This window comes from Enterobacillus tribolii, from assembly GCF_003363015.1.
In the GTDB taxonomy this organism is placed as follows: Bacteria; Pseudomonadota; Gammaproteobacteria; order Enterobacterales; family Enterobacteriaceae; genus Enterobacillus; species Enterobacillus tribolii.
The window spans coordinates 264,310-280,237 of the sequence record NZ_QRAP01000004.1; the positions used below are offsets into that span (position 1 = coordinate 264,310).

The 15,928-nt window shown below is 61.3% G+C and carries 12 protein-coding genes; all 12 read left to right on the forward strand.

The window, feature by feature from the left end:
- The first annotated feature begins 210 nt into the window (after positions 1-210).
- The gene (locus C8D90_RS10580) at positions 211-2,709 is read left to right on the forward strand and encodes a DUF2169 family type VI secretion system accessory protein (protein WP_115458408.1); all 2,499 of its coding nucleotides are present in this window, start codon (positions 211-213) and stop codon (positions 2,707-2,709) included.
- Positions 2,706-3,776, forward strand: a complete 1,071-nt coding sequence (locus C8D90_RS10585) for a pentapeptide repeat-containing protein (RefSeq protein WP_115458409.1) — start codon at positions 2,706-2,708, stop codon at positions 3,774-3,776. The genes C8D90_RS10580 and C8D90_RS10585 overlap by 4 nt, the downstream gene beginning before the upstream one ends.
- A gap of 21 nt (positions 3,777-3,797) precedes the next feature.
- Positions 3,798-4,433, forward strand: coding sequence for a DUF3540 domain-containing protein (locus C8D90_RS10590; RefSeq protein WP_115458410.1), 636 nt, complete (start codon positions 3,798-3,800; stop codon positions 4,431-4,433).
- A 27-nt stretch (positions 4,434-4,460) separates the two neighbouring features.
- A complete protein-coding gene (locus C8D90_RS10595; protein ID WP_115458411.1) occupies positions 4,461-4,850 on the forward strand; it encodes a DUF4150 domain-containing protein in 390 nt (129 codons plus the stop codon).
- A gap of 41 nt (positions 4,851-4,891) precedes the next feature.
- Positions 4,892-5,563: a type VI secretion system lipoprotein TssJ gene (gene tssJ, locus C8D90_RS10600; protein WP_162844389.1), complete on the forward strand. Its 672-nt coding sequence runs from the start codon at positions 4,892-4,894 to the stop codon at positions 5,561-5,563.
- A gap of 29 nt (positions 5,564-5,592) precedes the next feature.
- Positions 5,593-6,930 (forward strand): type VI secretion system baseplate subunit TssK, encoded by a 1,338-nt coding sequence (gene tssK / locus C8D90_RS10605; RefSeq protein WP_115458413.1) that lies wholly within the window; start codon positions 5,593-5,595, stop codon positions 6,928-6,930.
- A gap of 67 nt (positions 6,931-6,997) precedes the next feature.
- A complete protein-coding gene (locus C8D90_RS10610) occupies positions 6,998-8,257 on the forward strand; it encodes a DotU family type VI secretion system protein (RefSeq protein ID WP_115458414.1) in 1,260 nt (419 codons plus the stop codon).
- Complete coding sequence (gene tssM / locus C8D90_RS10615; RefSeq protein WP_115458415.1) at positions 8,257-11,874, forward strand: type VI secretion system membrane subunit TssM; 3,618 nt, start codon at positions 8,257-8,259, stop codon at positions 11,872-11,874. The genes C8D90_RS10610 and tssM overlap by 1 nt, the downstream gene beginning before the upstream one ends.
- A 9-nt stretch (positions 11,875-11,883) precedes the next feature.
- Positions 11,884-12,585 (forward strand): type VI secretion system-associated protein TagF, encoded by a 702-nt coding sequence (gene tagF / locus C8D90_RS10620; RefSeq protein WP_115458416.1) that lies wholly within the window; start codon positions 11,884-11,886, stop codon positions 12,583-12,585.
- 12 nt (positions 12,586-12,597) lie between these two features.
- A complete protein-coding gene (gene tssA, locus C8D90_RS10625; protein WP_115458417.1) occupies positions 12,598-13,632 on the forward strand; it encodes a type VI secretion system protein TssA in 1,035 nt (344 codons plus the stop codon).
- A 115-nt stretch (positions 13,633-13,747) separates the two neighbouring features.
- The gene (gene tssB / locus C8D90_RS10630; protein WP_230472999.1) at positions 13,748-14,299 is read left to right on the forward strand and encodes a type VI secretion system contractile sheath small subunit; all 552 of its coding nucleotides are present in this window, start codon (positions 13,748-13,750) and stop codon (positions 14,297-14,299) included.
- 3 nt (positions 14,300-14,302) lie between these two features.
- Positions 14,303-15,796: a type VI secretion system contractile sheath large subunit gene (gene tssC, locus C8D90_RS10635; protein WP_115458419.1), complete on the forward strand. Its 1,494-nt coding sequence runs from the start codon at positions 14,303-14,305 to the stop codon at positions 15,794-15,796.
- Positions 15,797-15,928: the final 132 nt, after the last annotated feature.

Genomic DNA, 15,928 nt, shown 5'->3' on the forward strand with positions numbered 1-15,928 from the left:
ATTTTTGCGTCGCGGCCAATAACACCGCGGCGCGAAATAAGCGGAAGAGTATGTTTCCCAAACATACACGACAATAAAAATACACGGGTGTTTGCTGTGGGTTTTTAACGGGATTTTATTCACCGGAAACAAGGCGATACGTTTTTCCATCCGGTGAAATATCTCCGCTTATCTTGTCAGGAATGGATTGCTACTGAAAGGCCGCTGAAGATGAAAATCGTCAAACCTTTGCGTCTGGGAATAATGAGCCGCCCGTATTACGATGCGCGCGCGCCGCATTTAGGCATCGCCGTTTTGGCGCTGGCGGAAATGGGGGAAAAACCACAATTACGTCCGGAGCCGGAATTATGGCAACTGGCACAAAGTGAATTATCCCGCTACGGCGGAATCGTTGACCTGGCTTATCCCAAACATTACGCGGAATTTCTGGCCGCCGGTTACGCCTGGCCGCATACCTGCCAGTCTGAAAATACCTGCCGTGTCAGCATTACCCTGGGAGAAAAACAGAAGTCGCTGCTCGTCTCCGGCGATCGCGAGCGTCGGGGCAATTCTTTTAGCGCGCCCCGTCCCTTCAGCGCTATGCCGCTGGATTGGTCCCGGACATACGGCGGTCCGCACTTTCCGGACAATCCGCTCGGCATGGGAGCGCCGGAGACGGACAGCGACGAAACGCCCCGCCCGTTGCCCAACGTCAGCTACCCCGGCCGGCCCGACGTGCCGGCCGGCTTCGGCCCGCTCGACCTCGGCTGGCCCGCCAGGCAGGCCTTCATCGGCACCCAATACGACGACGCGTGGGTACAGCGCGGCTCGGTCGGTTTTGCCGATGACATGGATCCGCGCCTGTTCAATATGGCGCCGGCGGATCAGCAGTGGAATGCGCCCGCCCTGCCGCCCGGCCTGGCCTACCGCATTGAAAACATGCACCCCGAAAAAGCGCGGCTGGAAGGTATGCTGCCGTCGTGGCTGGCGCGTTGCTTCGTCCATCACACCCACAACGGCGAGGAATGCTTTTCCGAGATCGCCCTGCAACACACCACGGTCTGGTTTCTGCCGCATCAGGAAAAAATGATTCTGGTGTATCACGGCAAGATGCCGCTGGAAGACGACGACGCGCACGACGTACACATGCTGATGCCGGTGCTGGACGCCGCGGATGCGCCGCGCCCGGCGGCCCATTACCGGGACGTATGGGTCAAGCGCAGCGACAAAGAAAAAGGCAGCGCCTATGCCTTTCAGGACGCCGATCTGGTGCCGGAAGACGCCATCGGCCCCTGGCTGGACACCGAGATGCCGCCGGTCGAACCCGGCCCGCTGGAGCAGAACATCAACGCGCGCCGGCAGGGCGTGCATCAGGAAACGGAACAACGCCTTCAGGCCGTCAACAGCACCCTGCCGGAAGGCGTGAAAGACGCCCCGGAGATCGAACAGCCGACGCTTTCCCAGCTTCCCGCCTTTATGGCCCAGATGGAAGAAAAAGCCCGGAAAGCCAAAGAAGAGGCGATGCAGGAAAAAGAAAAGCGGATTCCCGACACCGCAGAATACGATGCGCGCCGGCTGACCGGCCCGGAATCTTTTTATAAAATCTGCGACGCATTGCGCCAGCAGCAGGGAGAATTACTGCCCGGTCAGGAAGAGCAGATGTATCAGCTCTACCGCCTGGGCGTGCCCGCCCAGAACCCCGCGCCACGCCTGACCGGCAACGAAGCGATACAACGGCGGGAATGGATCATCGGCAAGCTGGCGCAGGATCGCAACTTCACCGGCTGCGACCTGACCGGCGCGGATCTCTCGCATCTCGATCTCAGCGGCGCCAACTTCACCCGCGCGATGCTGGAGAGCGCGGATCTGAGCCACGCCATTCTGGACGAAGCCACGCTGGTGCAAACCCTGCTGGCGCGTACCAAAATGGATCACACCTCGCTGCGCAAAGCCACGCTGACCGAAGCCACGCTGGCGCTGGCCGACTGCGCCGACTGCGATTTCACCGGCGCCACCCTGCATAACCTGATATTGGAAGGCGCCCGTTTCAAGCGCTGCAACTTCAGTATCGTGGCGCTGTCGCAGCAAATGTTCGAGGACATCGAACTGATCGACTGCGACTTCAGCAACGCATCGCTGGACAACGCCATTTTTAACGGCCTCACGCTAGAAAAAACCCGCTTCACCAGCGCCTGCCTGCACAAGGTCAGTTTTATCGACAGCCACCTGCGCCAGGCCGTCTTCGGTGAAACCACCCTGCGCCGCTGCGCCATGACCAACTGCCGGACGGAGGAGATCGATTTCACCCGCGCCCGGCTGGAGAACTGCGCGTTCGCCGCCGGCACGCGGCTGGAAAAAGCGTGTTTCGTCCATGCCGCGCTGTCGCAGTGCAACCTGCGCCAAACCCCGCTCATGGCGGCCAACTTTAACTTCGCCGCGCTGGAAGGCTGCGACTTCTCGGAGGCGTCGCTGGTCTGCGCCACCCTGCGCTGCGCGCAGGCCAACGGCGCGCGTTTTATCCGCACCGATCTGACCGGCGCCGACCTGAGCCAGGCCCGCCTGATGGGCAGCCTGCTGCATAAAGCGCGCCTTACCGGCTGTGATTTCACCGCGGCAAACCTGTTCCGCGCGGATCTCTCGCAGGCGGAAACGGATGACACCACGATCATGCGCGATGCCTGGATAAAGCAGATGAAAGTTTCCCCTTCGCGTAAAGGAGTCACAGGATGATGAATGCCGCGCAAATCCAGCAGAAAGTCAAACAGGGCGAAATCGTGGAAGGGGAAACGCTGCGCGGCATCAGCCTGGCGCAGTACGACCTCTCCGGCGGGATTTTCCGCCACGTTGACTTTACCGAAGCCGACTTTGCCGGCTGCAACCTGGAACAAAGCCTGTTTATCGGCTGCACCCTGACGGAAAGCGTCTTTACCGGCGCACAACTGAAGCATTGCAGCTTCAGCGAAAGCACCCTGAGCTTCGCCAGTTTCCAGGGTACCGCCCTGCCCGGCCTGATTTTCAACGAGTGCAACCTGCAACACACGGACTTCAGCCGTTCTGAATGCGAAAACCTCCAGTTCAACGGCTGCCGGCTGGATCACACCCGCTTCCGGCATGCGCTGTTGAACAAAAGCGCCATCTCCGAGTGCACGCTCGAAGAAAGCGATTTCACCTGCGCCAGGCTGCAAAAAACCACGTTCCATAAATCGGATCTGCGCCGCTACATCCCCACCGGCGCCGGCTTCACGCAGGTTAACTTTTTCGAATGCAAACAACAGGGGCTGGACTACCGCGGCCTGATCTTTAGCCAATGCCAGTTCACCCGCAACCAGCTTGAGCGCGCCGATTTTACCAGCGCGGAGCTTACCCGCTGCCTGTTCCACGGCTCGTCAATGCAAAAAGTGAACCTGAGCAACGTGCAGGCCGAACAGGCCCAGTTCATCGACGCCAACCTGTCGCACGCCAACTGCCGTGCCGGCCGGCTCAACCAGTCCATGTGGATCAACGCGCTGCTGACGTCAGCGGATTTCGACCGTGCCCAGCTGAGCCTGGCGCGGTTCACCAAAAGCCGGGCGGAAGGCGCGCTGTTCACCGACGCCGAACTGGAACACGCCGACTTCTCTTACGCCGACGTCAGCCACGCTGACTTCAGCGGCGCGCGCTTCAACCGTACCCAGTTCCACCGCGCCACGCAGCAGGAAACGCGGTGGGGAAACAAAAGCGGCGTCCTGGATAACGACCCCGAGCTTTACGCCGCGGAAGAGTGGAACGAACAGCCGTATCAACCGGAACCCCGATAAGAATTGAGAGAGGAACAGCCCATGACCAACGCATTACTATCACCGACTTTACCGCTCAATTTGCCGCTGCAAACCAGCGGCCGGGTGGCGGATATCCTGTCCGACGGCAGCCTCATCGTAGAAAGCGCCGGACGTGGCTGGCACTGCCGCCGCGCGGCAAGCTGCCTGCTGACGCCGGAAAGCGGCGACGTCGTTCTGCTCGCCCGCTCCGACGATGACAAACTCTGGCTGCTGGCGGTGCTGGAGCGGGCGCAGCCGGAGCTTACCGCGCAGCTCAGCGTTAACGGCGATCTGGCGATTTCGGCGCGCGGCGGCCTCACCCTGAGCGGCGAGCGCCAGCTGGCGCTGGACAGCCAGACGCTGCGCGTCACCGCCGACGACGGCGAATGCGCCATCCGTCATCTGGCATTCCAGAGCGACGAAGTCAGCGCCCGCGTCAGAATCGGCCGCTGGCTCGGCGACCGCTGCGAATCCGTCTGGCACACCCTGACCCAGATCAGCCAGCTGTCGTTCCGTCAGGTGAAACAGACCGAGCACGTCCGCGCCGGCCAGCTGGATTATCAGGCAGAGGATTATGCGCGCCTGCATGCCCGCAGCACGCTGATTACCGCGGACACAATAACCAAAATCGACTCCGAACAAATCCATGTGGGTTAACGCTAACTAACCAGAAGGAATTTGCCGATGTTTGCAAACTGCCAGGCCGGCGGGCTGGATCTCGCCGCCCCCGATGTCTGCCTGACGCCGCCGGTGCCGATCCCGATCCCGTACGTCAATATCGCGCTGGGGCCGCTGGCGATCCCGAACGTGCTGCACATCCTGTTCGCCGCCGCGCCGGCACACAACATGGCGACCATCATTCCCGTCACCTTCGGCGACGAACCGGGCGTGGTGGGCGGCGTGGCGTCGGGCACCGTGATGTGCATATCCCAGCACATCACCGGCGTATCGTCGTTTTTGCTGTCGGGCCAGCCGGCAACGCGGCTGACCGATCTCACGCTGCAAAACCTGACCAATATCGTTGGCGTGCGCATTTTGCCCAGTCAGTCCACCATTATTCTGGCGGGCGGATAGCGCAAAACGATTTTCGGGCGTAATGGATGACGGGAGAAAAAATGGAAAAAAGAATCTGTTTTCAGTTTCAGCATGCTAACCGGGCGCTGTGCATCGCAGCCGGCCTGCTGTTGTGTGGCTGCTCGATGCTGGGGCTGGGTTCCTCCGTCCCCGAAATAAAACCGGCCGAACCGGTAACGGCGAATTACAACATCACGTTTTCCGCCACCCGCGAGGCCAACATTAATCAGGAAAATGTCTCCGTGCCGGTGAAGATCACCGTATTTAATTTGCGCTCGGATACCAGTTTTAAAAACGCGGATTTTTTCAGTCTGCAAAACCAGGCGGCCACTGTCCTGACCGACAAATTAATGGGCAGCGAGCAATTCTTTTTATTACCGGGCGGCGAGGAAATTAATGTTTCCGGCGAAAAACCCGCCGGACGTTATTACGTCGGCGTAACCGGCGAGTTTCAGGATTTAAATAATAAAACCTGGCGCCTAGTGCTTCCCATTGAAAACGCCAAACGGCCGCCGTTTTACAAATTCTGGAACCGAACGCCTCCGGCCCAGGTGATAAAAATCATCGCCGACCGGCAGGGATTACGCATTGAGGAAAACAGCGCCGAAGAAAAGAAAACTGCCGAAAAGAAAGCCCCGGAAAAGAACGCAGAAGAAAAGAGTTCTGAAGAAATACCCGCCGGCATAAGCGAAGGCGAAAAAGGGAAAAATTAAAACAACCTTTACTTCCAAGGATTATGGCAATGAAACAAGTACATAAAGTCGTCTGGACGGAAGGGATGTTTTTGCGTCCGCATCACTTCCAGCAGTCAGAGAATTACCTGGAACATTATATCCGCTCATGGGGAATGGCCCAGCGGGAGCATTACTGGGGCTTTATTTCGCTGGAAATCGACGAAAGCGCCCTGCGGCTGGGCACCATCGCGCTGAACGCCGCCAGCGGCATCATGCCCGACGGGACGTTTTTCTCCTTTTACGGCGCGGAAGAAGCCCCGCCTCCGCTGAATATTCCGGACGGCAAAAACACCACCAACGTCATGCTGGCCCTGCCCGTGCACCGCGCCAGCAGCCGCGAGGTCGCGTTTTCCGACGGCCATGATTCGCTGGCCCGCTACACCGCCTATGAAACGGAAGTCGAAGACATGAACACCATGTCGGTCGGCAGCGCGGAATTGCAGTTCGGCCAGCTGCGGCTGCAGCTGATCCCGGAAAGCGAACTGACCGCCGACTGGTGCGCCATCGGCGTTATCCGGGTGCTGGAAAAGAGCACGGACAACAGCCTGAAAATCGACGCGAACTATATTCCGCCGATGCTTTCCTGCCAGGAAAACCCGCTGCTCAACAGCTTCATCACCGACATTCTCGGCCTGCTGCAACAGCGCAGCCAGCAGATGGGGCAACGCCTCGGCCAGACCGGGCGCGGCGGCATTTCGGAAACGTCAGACTTCATGATGATGCAGTTAATCAACCGCAATATCGGCATGACCCACCACGCCTACCGCTGCAACCAGTACCACCCGGAGCGGCTGTTCGCCGAATGGCTGACGCTGGCCTGCGAACTGATGACGTTCTCCCCGGCGCGCACCACCGGCGACGCGCTGCCGGTTTACGACCATGACGACCTGGCGTTCTGCTTCGGCGCGCTGATGAACTGGCTGCGTCAGGGTCTGTCCATCGTCTTCGAGGAAAACGCAATTCAGCTGCCGCTGGTAGAACGCTCGCACGGCCTGAATATCGCCACAATCCCGTACGCCAACATGATCAACGAATTTGGCTTCGTTATCGCCGTCAACGCCGACATGCCGGCGGAAATGCTGCGCAGCCACCTGCCGGCGCACCTCAAGATCGCGCCGGTCAACAGCATCCGCGATCTGGTCCAGTTGCAGCTGCCGGGCATCGGCCTGCGCAGCATGCCTGCCGCGCCGCGTCAGTTGCCCTATCACGCCGGGTATACCTACTTCGAGCTGGAGAACAGCGGCGAGATGTGGAAGTTGATGCACAAGTCCAGCGCCTTCGCGCTGCATCTGGCCGGGGAATTCCCCGGGCTGAACATGGAGTTTTGGGCGATTCGCAACGCGTAATCAGTCGTCATATCCCCTCGGGCGCTGGCGCTGAGGGGGGATAACGTTCGGGAAACAGGAATGTTCCATGCAGAATACTCTCACTAAAACGATCAGCGAGCCGCTTTTAGCGCCGACGGAGGCGGTAAAAGCCTCCGACAATCCCCTGGTCATGGCGGCAAACCCGCTGCTGAACATGATCCCGGCCATCCGCAGCCTGGCAACCCGGCCCGATCCGGCGCAGCTGCGCCAGACCCTGATCGATGACGTCCGCCGCTTCGAAGTGCGGGGCCAGCAGGAAGGATTACCGTATGACGTCCTCGTCGGCGCCCGCTATTGCCTGTGCACCGCGCTGGACGAGGCCGCGATGCTGACGCCCTGGGGGAAAAATACCGTATGGTCCGCCAGCGGCCTGCTGGTCACGTTTCATAACGAAACCTGGGGCGGGGAAAAATTCTTTCAGCTCCTGGCCCGCTTGTCCAAACAGCCGCGTAAAAACATCCTGCTGCTGGAACTTATCAACTACTGCCTGCTGCTCGGGTTCGAAGGGCGCTATCACATTATCGAAAACGGCTTCTCGCAGTTGGAAACGCTGCGCCAGCGCCTGTCGCAGATTATCCATTCGGTACGCGGCGCTTACCCCGCGCCGCTGTCCGGCTACCCCACCGACGTGCCGGTCAGCCAGAAAAAATGGCGTCCGATGCTGCCGCTGTGGGCCTGCGCGGCCTTCCTCGGGCTGCTCTCCTGCCTGTGGTATATCTCGCTGGACTGGAAGCTCGGCGAAGCCACCACGCCGGTGGTTGCCGCCATCTATCAGCTCGAACTGCCCACGGTGCGCGCGGTTGAAGTACCCGCCCCGCCCGTGCCGAGCATCGTCAGCCTGAAAACGTTTCTGGAGCCGGAAATCCGCGACGGCCTGCTGACCGTGCGCGATGAAGATCAGAAGAGCATCGTGATCCTGCGCGGCGACGGCCTGTTCGACTCGGCGTCCACCACGGTGCGCGACGTCTACCGCCCCGTTCTGGTCCGGGTGGCGGAAGCCCTCAACGACATCGACGGCAAAGTGATGGTCACCGGCTACACCGACAGCGATGCCATCCGCAAAGCCCGCTTCGCCTCTAACTACGACCTTTCCCTGGCCCGCGCCGAATCGGTCAGCAACCTGCTGCAAAAACACCTGGTGCAACCCAGCCGCATTCAAATCGAAGGAAAAGGCGAACAGGATCCGATCGCGCCCAATAACAGCCGGGCCAACAAGGCGCTGAACCGCCGGGTGGAAATCACGCTGCATCTGGCGCCCGGCGTCGTCCAGCCCACGATAAACCCAGTCCGGGCGGGAGGCCTCTGATGATGAGTTCACTGATTTCCATTATCACCAGCCGTCTCTTATGGGGCATGGTGGGCGTCGGCTCCATTTCGATGATCATCTGGTTCATCGGCCCCTACGTGGCGGTGGGGGATTACCGCCCGCTGGAGTCCTCAGTCAACCGCCAGATCGCCATCGCCGTACTGTGCGGCATCTGGCTGCTGATGCGGCTGATCGCCGCCGCCTGGCGCGGCCGGCGCAACCGCAAGATGCTGTCGCAGATGGCGGAGACCCCGGCGGAAAACGCCGGGAAAGAGGGCGAACGCGACGATCCCAAGCTGATCGAACGTTTCGAAGAAGCCACCCGCCTGCTGAAAAAGGCCCGTTTTAATCACGGTCAGTCGCGTTTTCTGCCGGCCTGGATGAACCGTTTCGGGCGCAAATACCTCTACCAGCTTCCCTGGTACGTACTGCTCGGCGCGCCCGGCGCCGGTAAAACCACCGCGCTGGTCAACTCGGGCATCAATTTCCCGCTGGCCGATCGCTTCGGCAAAACGGCGCTGCGCGGCATCGGCGGCACCCGTCACTGCGACTGGTGGTTTACCGAAGACGCGGTGCTGCTGGACACCGCCGGCCGCTACACCACGCAGGAAAGCCATCCGACCCACGATGCACAGGAGTGGGGCAGCTTCCTCGGCCTGCTGAAAAAATACCGTCCGCGCCAGCCGATCAACGGCGTGATCGTCACCGTCAGCGTCAGCGACCTGATGAGCTGCACGCCCGAAGAGCGCCACGAACAGGCGCAGGCCCAGCACAAACGTTTAGTCGAACTGCGCGAATCGCTGAAAATCGATTTCCCGGTCTACATCATGGTCAGCAAGGTCGACCTGCTGCGCGGCTTCGTCGCCTATTTCGGCCAGTATGACAAAGAACAACGCAGCCAAATCTGGGGATTCACCTTCGCGCACAGCGACACGCAGAAACCCGGTTTCGAGCTGCTGACGGCCTTTGAACATCACTTTACCCTGCTGTTGCAGCGCCTGAACCTCGGGCTGGCCGATACCATGCTGGCCGAACAGGATCAGCAGATACGGGCGGAAAGCTACCTGTTCCCGCAGGCGTTCGCCCGCCTGCGCAAAGTGCTGGGCGACTACCTGAACACGTTGTTCGCCACCTCCAGCTTCGAAGCCACCTTCTCACCGCGCGGCGTTTACTTCACCAGCGGCACCCAGGACCGCATGCCCTTCGACCGCATGATGGCGGAGATGGGCGGCTCGCTGCACCTGACGCCGCAGGCCGCCGCAGAGGGCGACGCGCAGGAGGAGGAGGACAAGCAGACGCACGGCAAGAGCTACTTCCTCAAGCGTTTTCTGGAGGACGTGGTCTTCCGCGAATCGGGGCTGGCCAGCAACAACCGGTGGTGGATCTACCGCAACACCGCGCTGCACTGGGCCGGTTATATCGTACTCGGCGCGCTGTTCACCGTACTGGGGCTGTTCTGGTACGCCAGCTACAGCAACAACCAGGCTTACCTTCAGGAAGTCAGCACCCACGTACCGCCGCTGGAGCGCCAAAGCAGCGAAATGGAGCTGTACAACCACCAGGACATCTTCGCCCTGCTGCCCTACCTCGACCGCCTGCAACGGGTGGCGGCCAGCGAGCGCTTCGCGCTCGACAAACCGCCGCTCAACTACCGTCTGGGGCTGTACCGCGGCGCGCAGGTGGAAACCGCCGGTCAGGCGCTGTACCAGAAAGCGCTCAAGAACGTACTGCTGCCCTACGTCGCCTGGCAGGTGGCCGCGGTGCTGCGCACCGACATGGGCGCCGACCCCGACTTCAGCTTCGAAGCGCTGAAAGCCTACCGCATGCTGTACGAACCGGAGCACTACGACGGCAAGTTCCTGCGCGCCTGGGTGATGTTCAACCTGCAACGGATTTCCGCGCCCGGCACTGCAAAATCCGCGTGGATCGCCCTCGACGGCCACCTGCAACAGTTGCTGGACGAGCGCATTCAGTCCTCGCCGTACGTACGCGACGTGATGCTGGAGCAAACGGCCCAACAACGCCTGGCGCAGGCGCCGCTCTCAATCCGTATTTACGGCCGGCTCAAGCGCATCCTGCTTAAAGAAGCGTCGCTGAAAGCCGTGTCGCTCACCGACCTGGCCGGCGCGCAGGCCGAACTGGCGTTCCGGCGTAAAAGCGGCCGCTCCGCCAACGACGGCATCGCCGGGCTCTACACCCCGCAGGGCTACTGGCTGGCCTTTAACAAGCGCATCGACGACGTCACCCAAACGCTGCTCAACGAAGACGGCTGGGTGATGAACGTCACCGACACCGCGCTGGAAAAAGGCAGCCGCGCCGACCTGCAAAAAACGGTGCGCCTGCTGTACATGCAGGATTTCATCAGCGCCTGGGAAGCCCTGCTGGATGACATTGAACTGAAAAACATCGCCAACCTGAGCCAGCGCATCAGCACCGCGCGCCTGCTCTCCGCCGGCGACTCCCCGCTGCGCAACCTGCTGGTCAACGTGGCGAAGAACATCAAGCTGACCGAAGACCAGGGGCGCCAGGGCAAAGGCGTGGGCCTGAGCAGCGTGGAGAAACCCGCCTCCGGCCCCAGCCACTTTCTGGACAACCTGTTCACCCACCGTCAGCCCGAAGGGAGCGGCGACATCTCTACCCAGCCCGAACAGGTGGTGGTGAAACACTTCGCCCCGATCATCGAACTGGCGGAAAGCGGCGAGGAAGGCAGCAAAACCATTCCGTTCGACACCGTGCTCAAGCAGGCCGACGGCCTGTACAACTACCTGATCGCGGTACAAAGTGCGGCGAACAGCGGCATGCCCGCACCGCCGGGCGACATCATTCTGGCGTTGCAGGCGGAGTCCGGACGGCTGCCGCAGCCGTTTAAAAACATGATGCTGTCGCTGGCGATCGGCGCCAGCAGCGACTCCCAGATGAAAGAACTGGAAGGGCTGCAAAAGCGCGTCGGCTACGAAGTCGGCAACTTTTGCCGCCAGGCTATCGCCGGGCGCTACCCGCTGGTGCGCAATGCGCAAAACGAAATCGCCAGCCACGACTTCGCCCGCATGTTCGCTCCCAATACCGGCATGATGGACAGCTTTTTCCGCCAGAATCTGGAGGGCAAAATCGACACCTCGCGCCCGGCCTGGCGCTTCAACCCCGGCGTTGACGGCAAAACCCTCGCCGGCGGCGCAGGCATGCTGCGTTCCTTCCAGCAGGCGCGCAACATCCGCGACACCTGGTTCAGCGGCCAGAATCAGAAGCCGACGTACCACCTGACCATCAAACCGGTCAGCATGGACAGCGACATCCTCAACATGACGCTGGACATCGATGGGCAGATTTTCCGCTACAGCCACGGCCCGCTGGTGCCCCTGGTCGTGAGCTGGCCCGGCACCGGAAACAGCCGTCAGGTCACGCTTCAGCTCGGCCTTGCCAACGGCCAGACCACCACGCTGGTCACTTCCGGCGACTGGGCGCTGAACCGTCTGATGGACAAAGGCATGCTGACGGGCAACCGCAATTCGTTGTCGCAAACCGCGACGTTTACCCTGGAAGGGCACCGGGTGGTGCTGGAATTCACCCCCGACAGCGTTCGTAACCCCTTTCAGCCCATCGCCTTCAACTGTCCTTAGGAGGCGCGCATGAACCGGCAAGAGACGTTTGAACCCGTCCCCCATGACAACGGCATTGGTTGGTACGGCAAGATCCCCGGCTGCGGCGATTTCGTGCAGCGCCGCCTGCCCGCGCCGCTGGTTAACCGCTGGGCGCACTGGTTTCAGTCCGGTCTGGCGGCGTTGCAGCTTTCCGTGCCCGACGACCGGCGCTATTCGCTGGCCGGCGCGCCGATGTGGAACTTCATCCTGCCCGCCACCCTCGGCACGCCGTTCGTCCAGTTGGGCTACCTGCTGCCGTCGCGGGATCGCGTGGGGCGGCACTACCCGTTGTTCGCCCTGTGGCTGGTGGCGCCCGGCGACTGGCACAACGGGCTGCTGACGCAGGCGGCGGAGCGCTACCACCGCATCGGGCAGATCCTTAACCACGGCGTGCATCAGCGCCATTCGGCGGAACGCATCGACCGGGCACTGCTGGCCCTGCCGCCGTTGCCGCAAGCGCCCGGCGATACCCCCGGCGGCGATGCCGTGCCCGACCGGCCGGTGGCCGAGCTGGATTTCGATCCGCAGCGCTACGGCAGTTTCTGGTGGAGCGACGCCCGCGACGGCCGGCCGCAGGAGAGCTGGGCGCACAGCGGCAACCTGACGGTACAGCTTTTCCACCAGCTGTTTACGCCCGTCGGCGGTATCAGGCCCGCCCGCCGCGGGCCTTACGGACAAATGTTTGATTAAGGGAGTGACGACATGACCATTGAATCCCTGCTGGCGCCGGTCTCCCCGGAAAACAGCTGCGGTGAAAACCTGGAATACGAAGCCGACTTCATGACGATGGAGAAGAGCGCGTCCGGCAAAACGGAGCAACAGTTCGGCGACACCATCATTCCGGCGGAAGCGCCCGACTGGGCGGCCGTAGAACGCCTGGCGACCGGCCTGCTGCGCCACACCAAGGACTTACGCGTGATGCTGCTGCTCACCCTCGCCTGGACCCAGCTGCGCGGCTTGCAGGGTTACGCCGACGGCCTGCAACTGGTGTACCTGGCGATTGAACGCTACTGGCACCAGTTACACCCACGGCTGGAAAGCGACGGCGAGCAAGACCCGATGTTCCGCATCAACGCGCTGGCCGCCATTGGCGACGGCACGCCGCTGGCGCAGGCGGCGCGTTCCGCATTTCTGATCAAAGGCGGCGGCGCCGAGCTGTCGCTGCGCGACGCTCAGGCGCTGCTCGACGGCAGCAAGGACGAAGTCCCCCAGTTCCCCGGCGGCCTGCCGCGCCTGCGTAACGAACTGAGCAATCAGCAGCAGGCCAACATTCAGGCGCTGCTGTCAGCCGCCGAAACGCTGGCGATGCTGCGCCACGCAATCCATCTCCACCTCGGCGAAAGCGCCCTGCCGGAGATGTCGCAGTTGCAGCGCACCCTGGACGTCATCGTGCAGGCGATCCGCGCCCCGGAAAACAACGGGCCGCGCGAGGCCGACCCGGACGTGATTCTGACCCCGGAGGCGCTGAACCCGCTCGGCGACATTCTGCCGATGGCGCCGGTCGAGTTCGGTTTCGGCCAGGTACAGTCGCGGGCCGACGCCCTGCACCTGCTGGAAAAAATCAAAGACTACTTTGTGCGTTACGAACCCAGCCACCCGGCGCCGCTGATGATCGAGCGTCTGCAACGGCTGATTAATTTCAATTTTCTGCAAATCGTCGGTGATTTGGCGCCGGACGGGTTGCGCCAGCTCGAGGTCATTCTCGGGGTGGAGGAAAAAAAGAACGGCGAGAGCTGAGGCGATAACGCTGAAACCGCAGTCCTGAAACAACAACGCTGAAACAACAGTGCTGAAGCAACAACCTAAGGTCAGCCATTAACGGGCATAACTGCAAGTCATCACGGAGAAGCACATGACAACGACAACGATGAAATCCCGCAGCGGGCAAAAGTTTATCGCCCGTAACCGCGCGCCCCGCGTGCAAATTGAGTACGACGTCGAGATCTACGGATCGGAGCGCAAGATCCAGTTACCGTTCGTCATGGGCGTCATGGCCGATCTGGTCGGTAAACCGCTGGATGCGCAGCCGGATCTGGGCGAGCGCAAGTTCCTCGAAATCGACATCGACAACTTCGACGAGCGCATGAAATCGCTCAAACCCAGGGTCGCGTATCAGGTGAACAACACGCTGAGCAACGAAGGCAAACTCAACGTCGAGCTGACCTTCGGCAGCATGGACGACTTCTCCCCGGCCGCCATCGCCCGCAACGTCGAGCCGCTGAGCCACCTGCTGGAAGCCCGTACCCAATTGTCGAACCTGCTGTCGTACATGGACGGGAAAAACGGCGCCGAGGAGTTGATCGCCAAGGTGCTCAGTAATCCTGAGCTGCTGCGCTCGCTGACGATGGCGCCCAACCCGGAGGCCGACGACGCCTCCGGCGTTGAACCGGCGGCGGAGGAGTAACCCATGAGCCAGCAACTTCAGCAGCAAACGGCCACGGCGGCCACCACGTTTACCGGCGAAGAACTCACCTCACTGCTGCAAAAAGAGTTCAGGCCGAAAACCGATCAGGCGCGTGAAGCAGTACAGCACGCGGTGAAAACCCTGGCGCAGCAGGCGCTGGAAAACACCGTCACCGTTTCCGCCGACGCCTACCGCACCATTCAGGCGTTGATCGCCGAGATCGACGGCAAGCTGTCGCGCCAGATCAACGAAATCATCCACCACGAGCAATTCCAGAAGCTGGAAGGCGCCTGGCAGGGGCTGCACTACCTGGTCAACAACACCGAAACCGACGAGATGCTGAAGATCCGCTTTATGAGCATCTCCAAGAAGGAGCTGGGCCGCACCCTCAAGCGCTACAAGGGCGTCGGCTGGGACCAAAGCCCGCTGTTCAAGAGCATTTATGAGCAGGAATACGGTCAGTTCGGCGGCGAGCCGTTCGGCTGCCTGGTGGGCGACTACTACTTCGACCACAGCCCGCCGGATGTCGAACTGCTGGGCGAAATGGCGAAAATCAGCGCCGCATCGCACTGCCCGTTCATCACCGGCGCGTCGCCGAGCGTGATGCAGATGGAATCCTGGCAAGAGCTGGGCAACCCGCGCGACCTGACCAAAATTTTCCAGAACACCGAATACGCGCCCTGGCGCAGCCTGCGTGAAGCCGAGGACTCCCGCTACATCGGGCTGGCGATGCCGCGTTTCCTGTCGCGCCTGCCGTACGGCATCCGCACCAATCCGGTGGATGAATTCAACTTCGAGGAAGACACCGACGGCACCAACCACGACAAGTACACCTGGACCAACGCCGCCTACGCGATGGCGACCAACATCAACCGTTCGTTCAAAGAATACGGCTGGTGTACCTCGATTCGCGGCGTGGAGTCCGGCGGGGCGGTGGCGGATTTACCCTGCCACACCTTTCCGAGCGACGACGGCGGCGTGGATATGAAGTGTCCGACCGAAATCGCCATCAGCGACCGGCGCGAGGCCGAACTGGCGAAAAACGGCTTTATGCCGCTGATCCACCGCAAAAACTCCGACTTCGCCGCGTTCATCGGCGCCCAGTCGCTGCAAAAGCCGGCGGAGTATTACGACGCGGACGCCTCGGCCAACGCCCAGCTCTCAGCCCGTCTGCCCTACCTGTTCGCCTGCTGCCGCTTCGCGCATTACCTGAAGTGCATCGTGCGCGACAAAATCGGCTCCTTCCGCGAGCGCGACGACATGGAGCAGTGGCTGAACAACTGGATCATGAACTACGTGGACGGCGATCCGGCGAACTCGTCGCAGGACACCAAGGCACGTAAACCGCTGGCCGCCGCCGAGGTACAGGTGGCGGAAATCGAGGATAACCCCGGTTATTACAGCGCCAAGTTTTTCCTGCGTCCGCATTACCAGCTTGAGGGACTGACCGTGTCGTTACGGTTGGTTTCCAAACTCCCTTCACTGAAGCAGGGCTGATGGTGAAAGGGGCAAAGAACAGCACGGAGGCCGGACTTTGCGCCGCGGCGCAGGGACGGTTCCCGCTGTTGTAAACCACCGTTGCTTTATAAAAACGGATTTTGTTTCAACTGACAAACCCAAGAGGCTTTA

Bases quoted from the DNA above. Each gene is read 5' to 3' on its own strand.
- C8D90_RS10595 (WP_115458411.1), top strand. From the start codon at position 4,461: ATGTTTGCAAACTGCCAGGCCGGCGGGCTGGATCTCGCCGCCCCCGAT.
- C8D90_RS10585 (WP_115458409.1), top strand. From the start codon at position 2,706: ATGATGAATGCCGCGCAAATCCAGCAGAAAGTCAAACAGGGCGAAATC.
- C8D90_RS10610 (WP_115458414.1), top strand. From the start codon at position 6,998: ATGCAGAATACTCTCACTAAAACGATCAGCGAGCCGCTTTTAGCGCCG.
- tssB (WP_230472999.1), top strand. From the start codon at position 13,748: ATGACAACGACAACGATGAAATCCCGCAGCGGGCAAAAGTTTATCGCC.
- tssA (WP_115458417.1), top strand. From the start codon at position 12,598: ATGACCATTGAATCCCTGCTGGCGCCGGTCTCCCCGGAAAACAGCTGC.
- tssJ (WP_162844389.1), top strand. From the start codon at position 4,892: ATGGAAAAAAGAATCTGTTTTCAGTTTCAGCATGCTAACCGGGCGCTG.
- C8D90_RS10580 (WP_115458408.1), top strand. From the start codon at position 211: ATGAAAATCGTCAAACCTTTGCGTCTGGGAATAATGAGCCGCCCGTAT.
- tssK (WP_115458413.1), top strand. From the start codon at position 5,593: ATGAAACAAGTACATAAAGTCGTCTGGACGGAAGGGATGTTTTTGCGT.
- C8D90_RS10590 (WP_115458410.1), top strand. From the start codon at position 3,798: ATGACCAACGCATTACTATCACCGACTTTACCGCTCAATTTGCCGCTG.
- tssC (WP_115458419.1), top strand. From the start codon at position 14,303: ATGAGCCAGCAACTTCAGCAGCAAACGGCCACGGCGGCCACCACGTTT.
- tagF (WP_115458416.1), top strand. From the start codon at position 11,884: ATGAACCGGCAAGAGACGTTTGAACCCGTCCCCCATGACAACGGCATT.
- tssM (WP_115458415.1), top strand. From the start codon at position 8,257: ATGATGAGTTCACTGATTTCCATTATCACCAGCCGTCTCTTATGGGGC.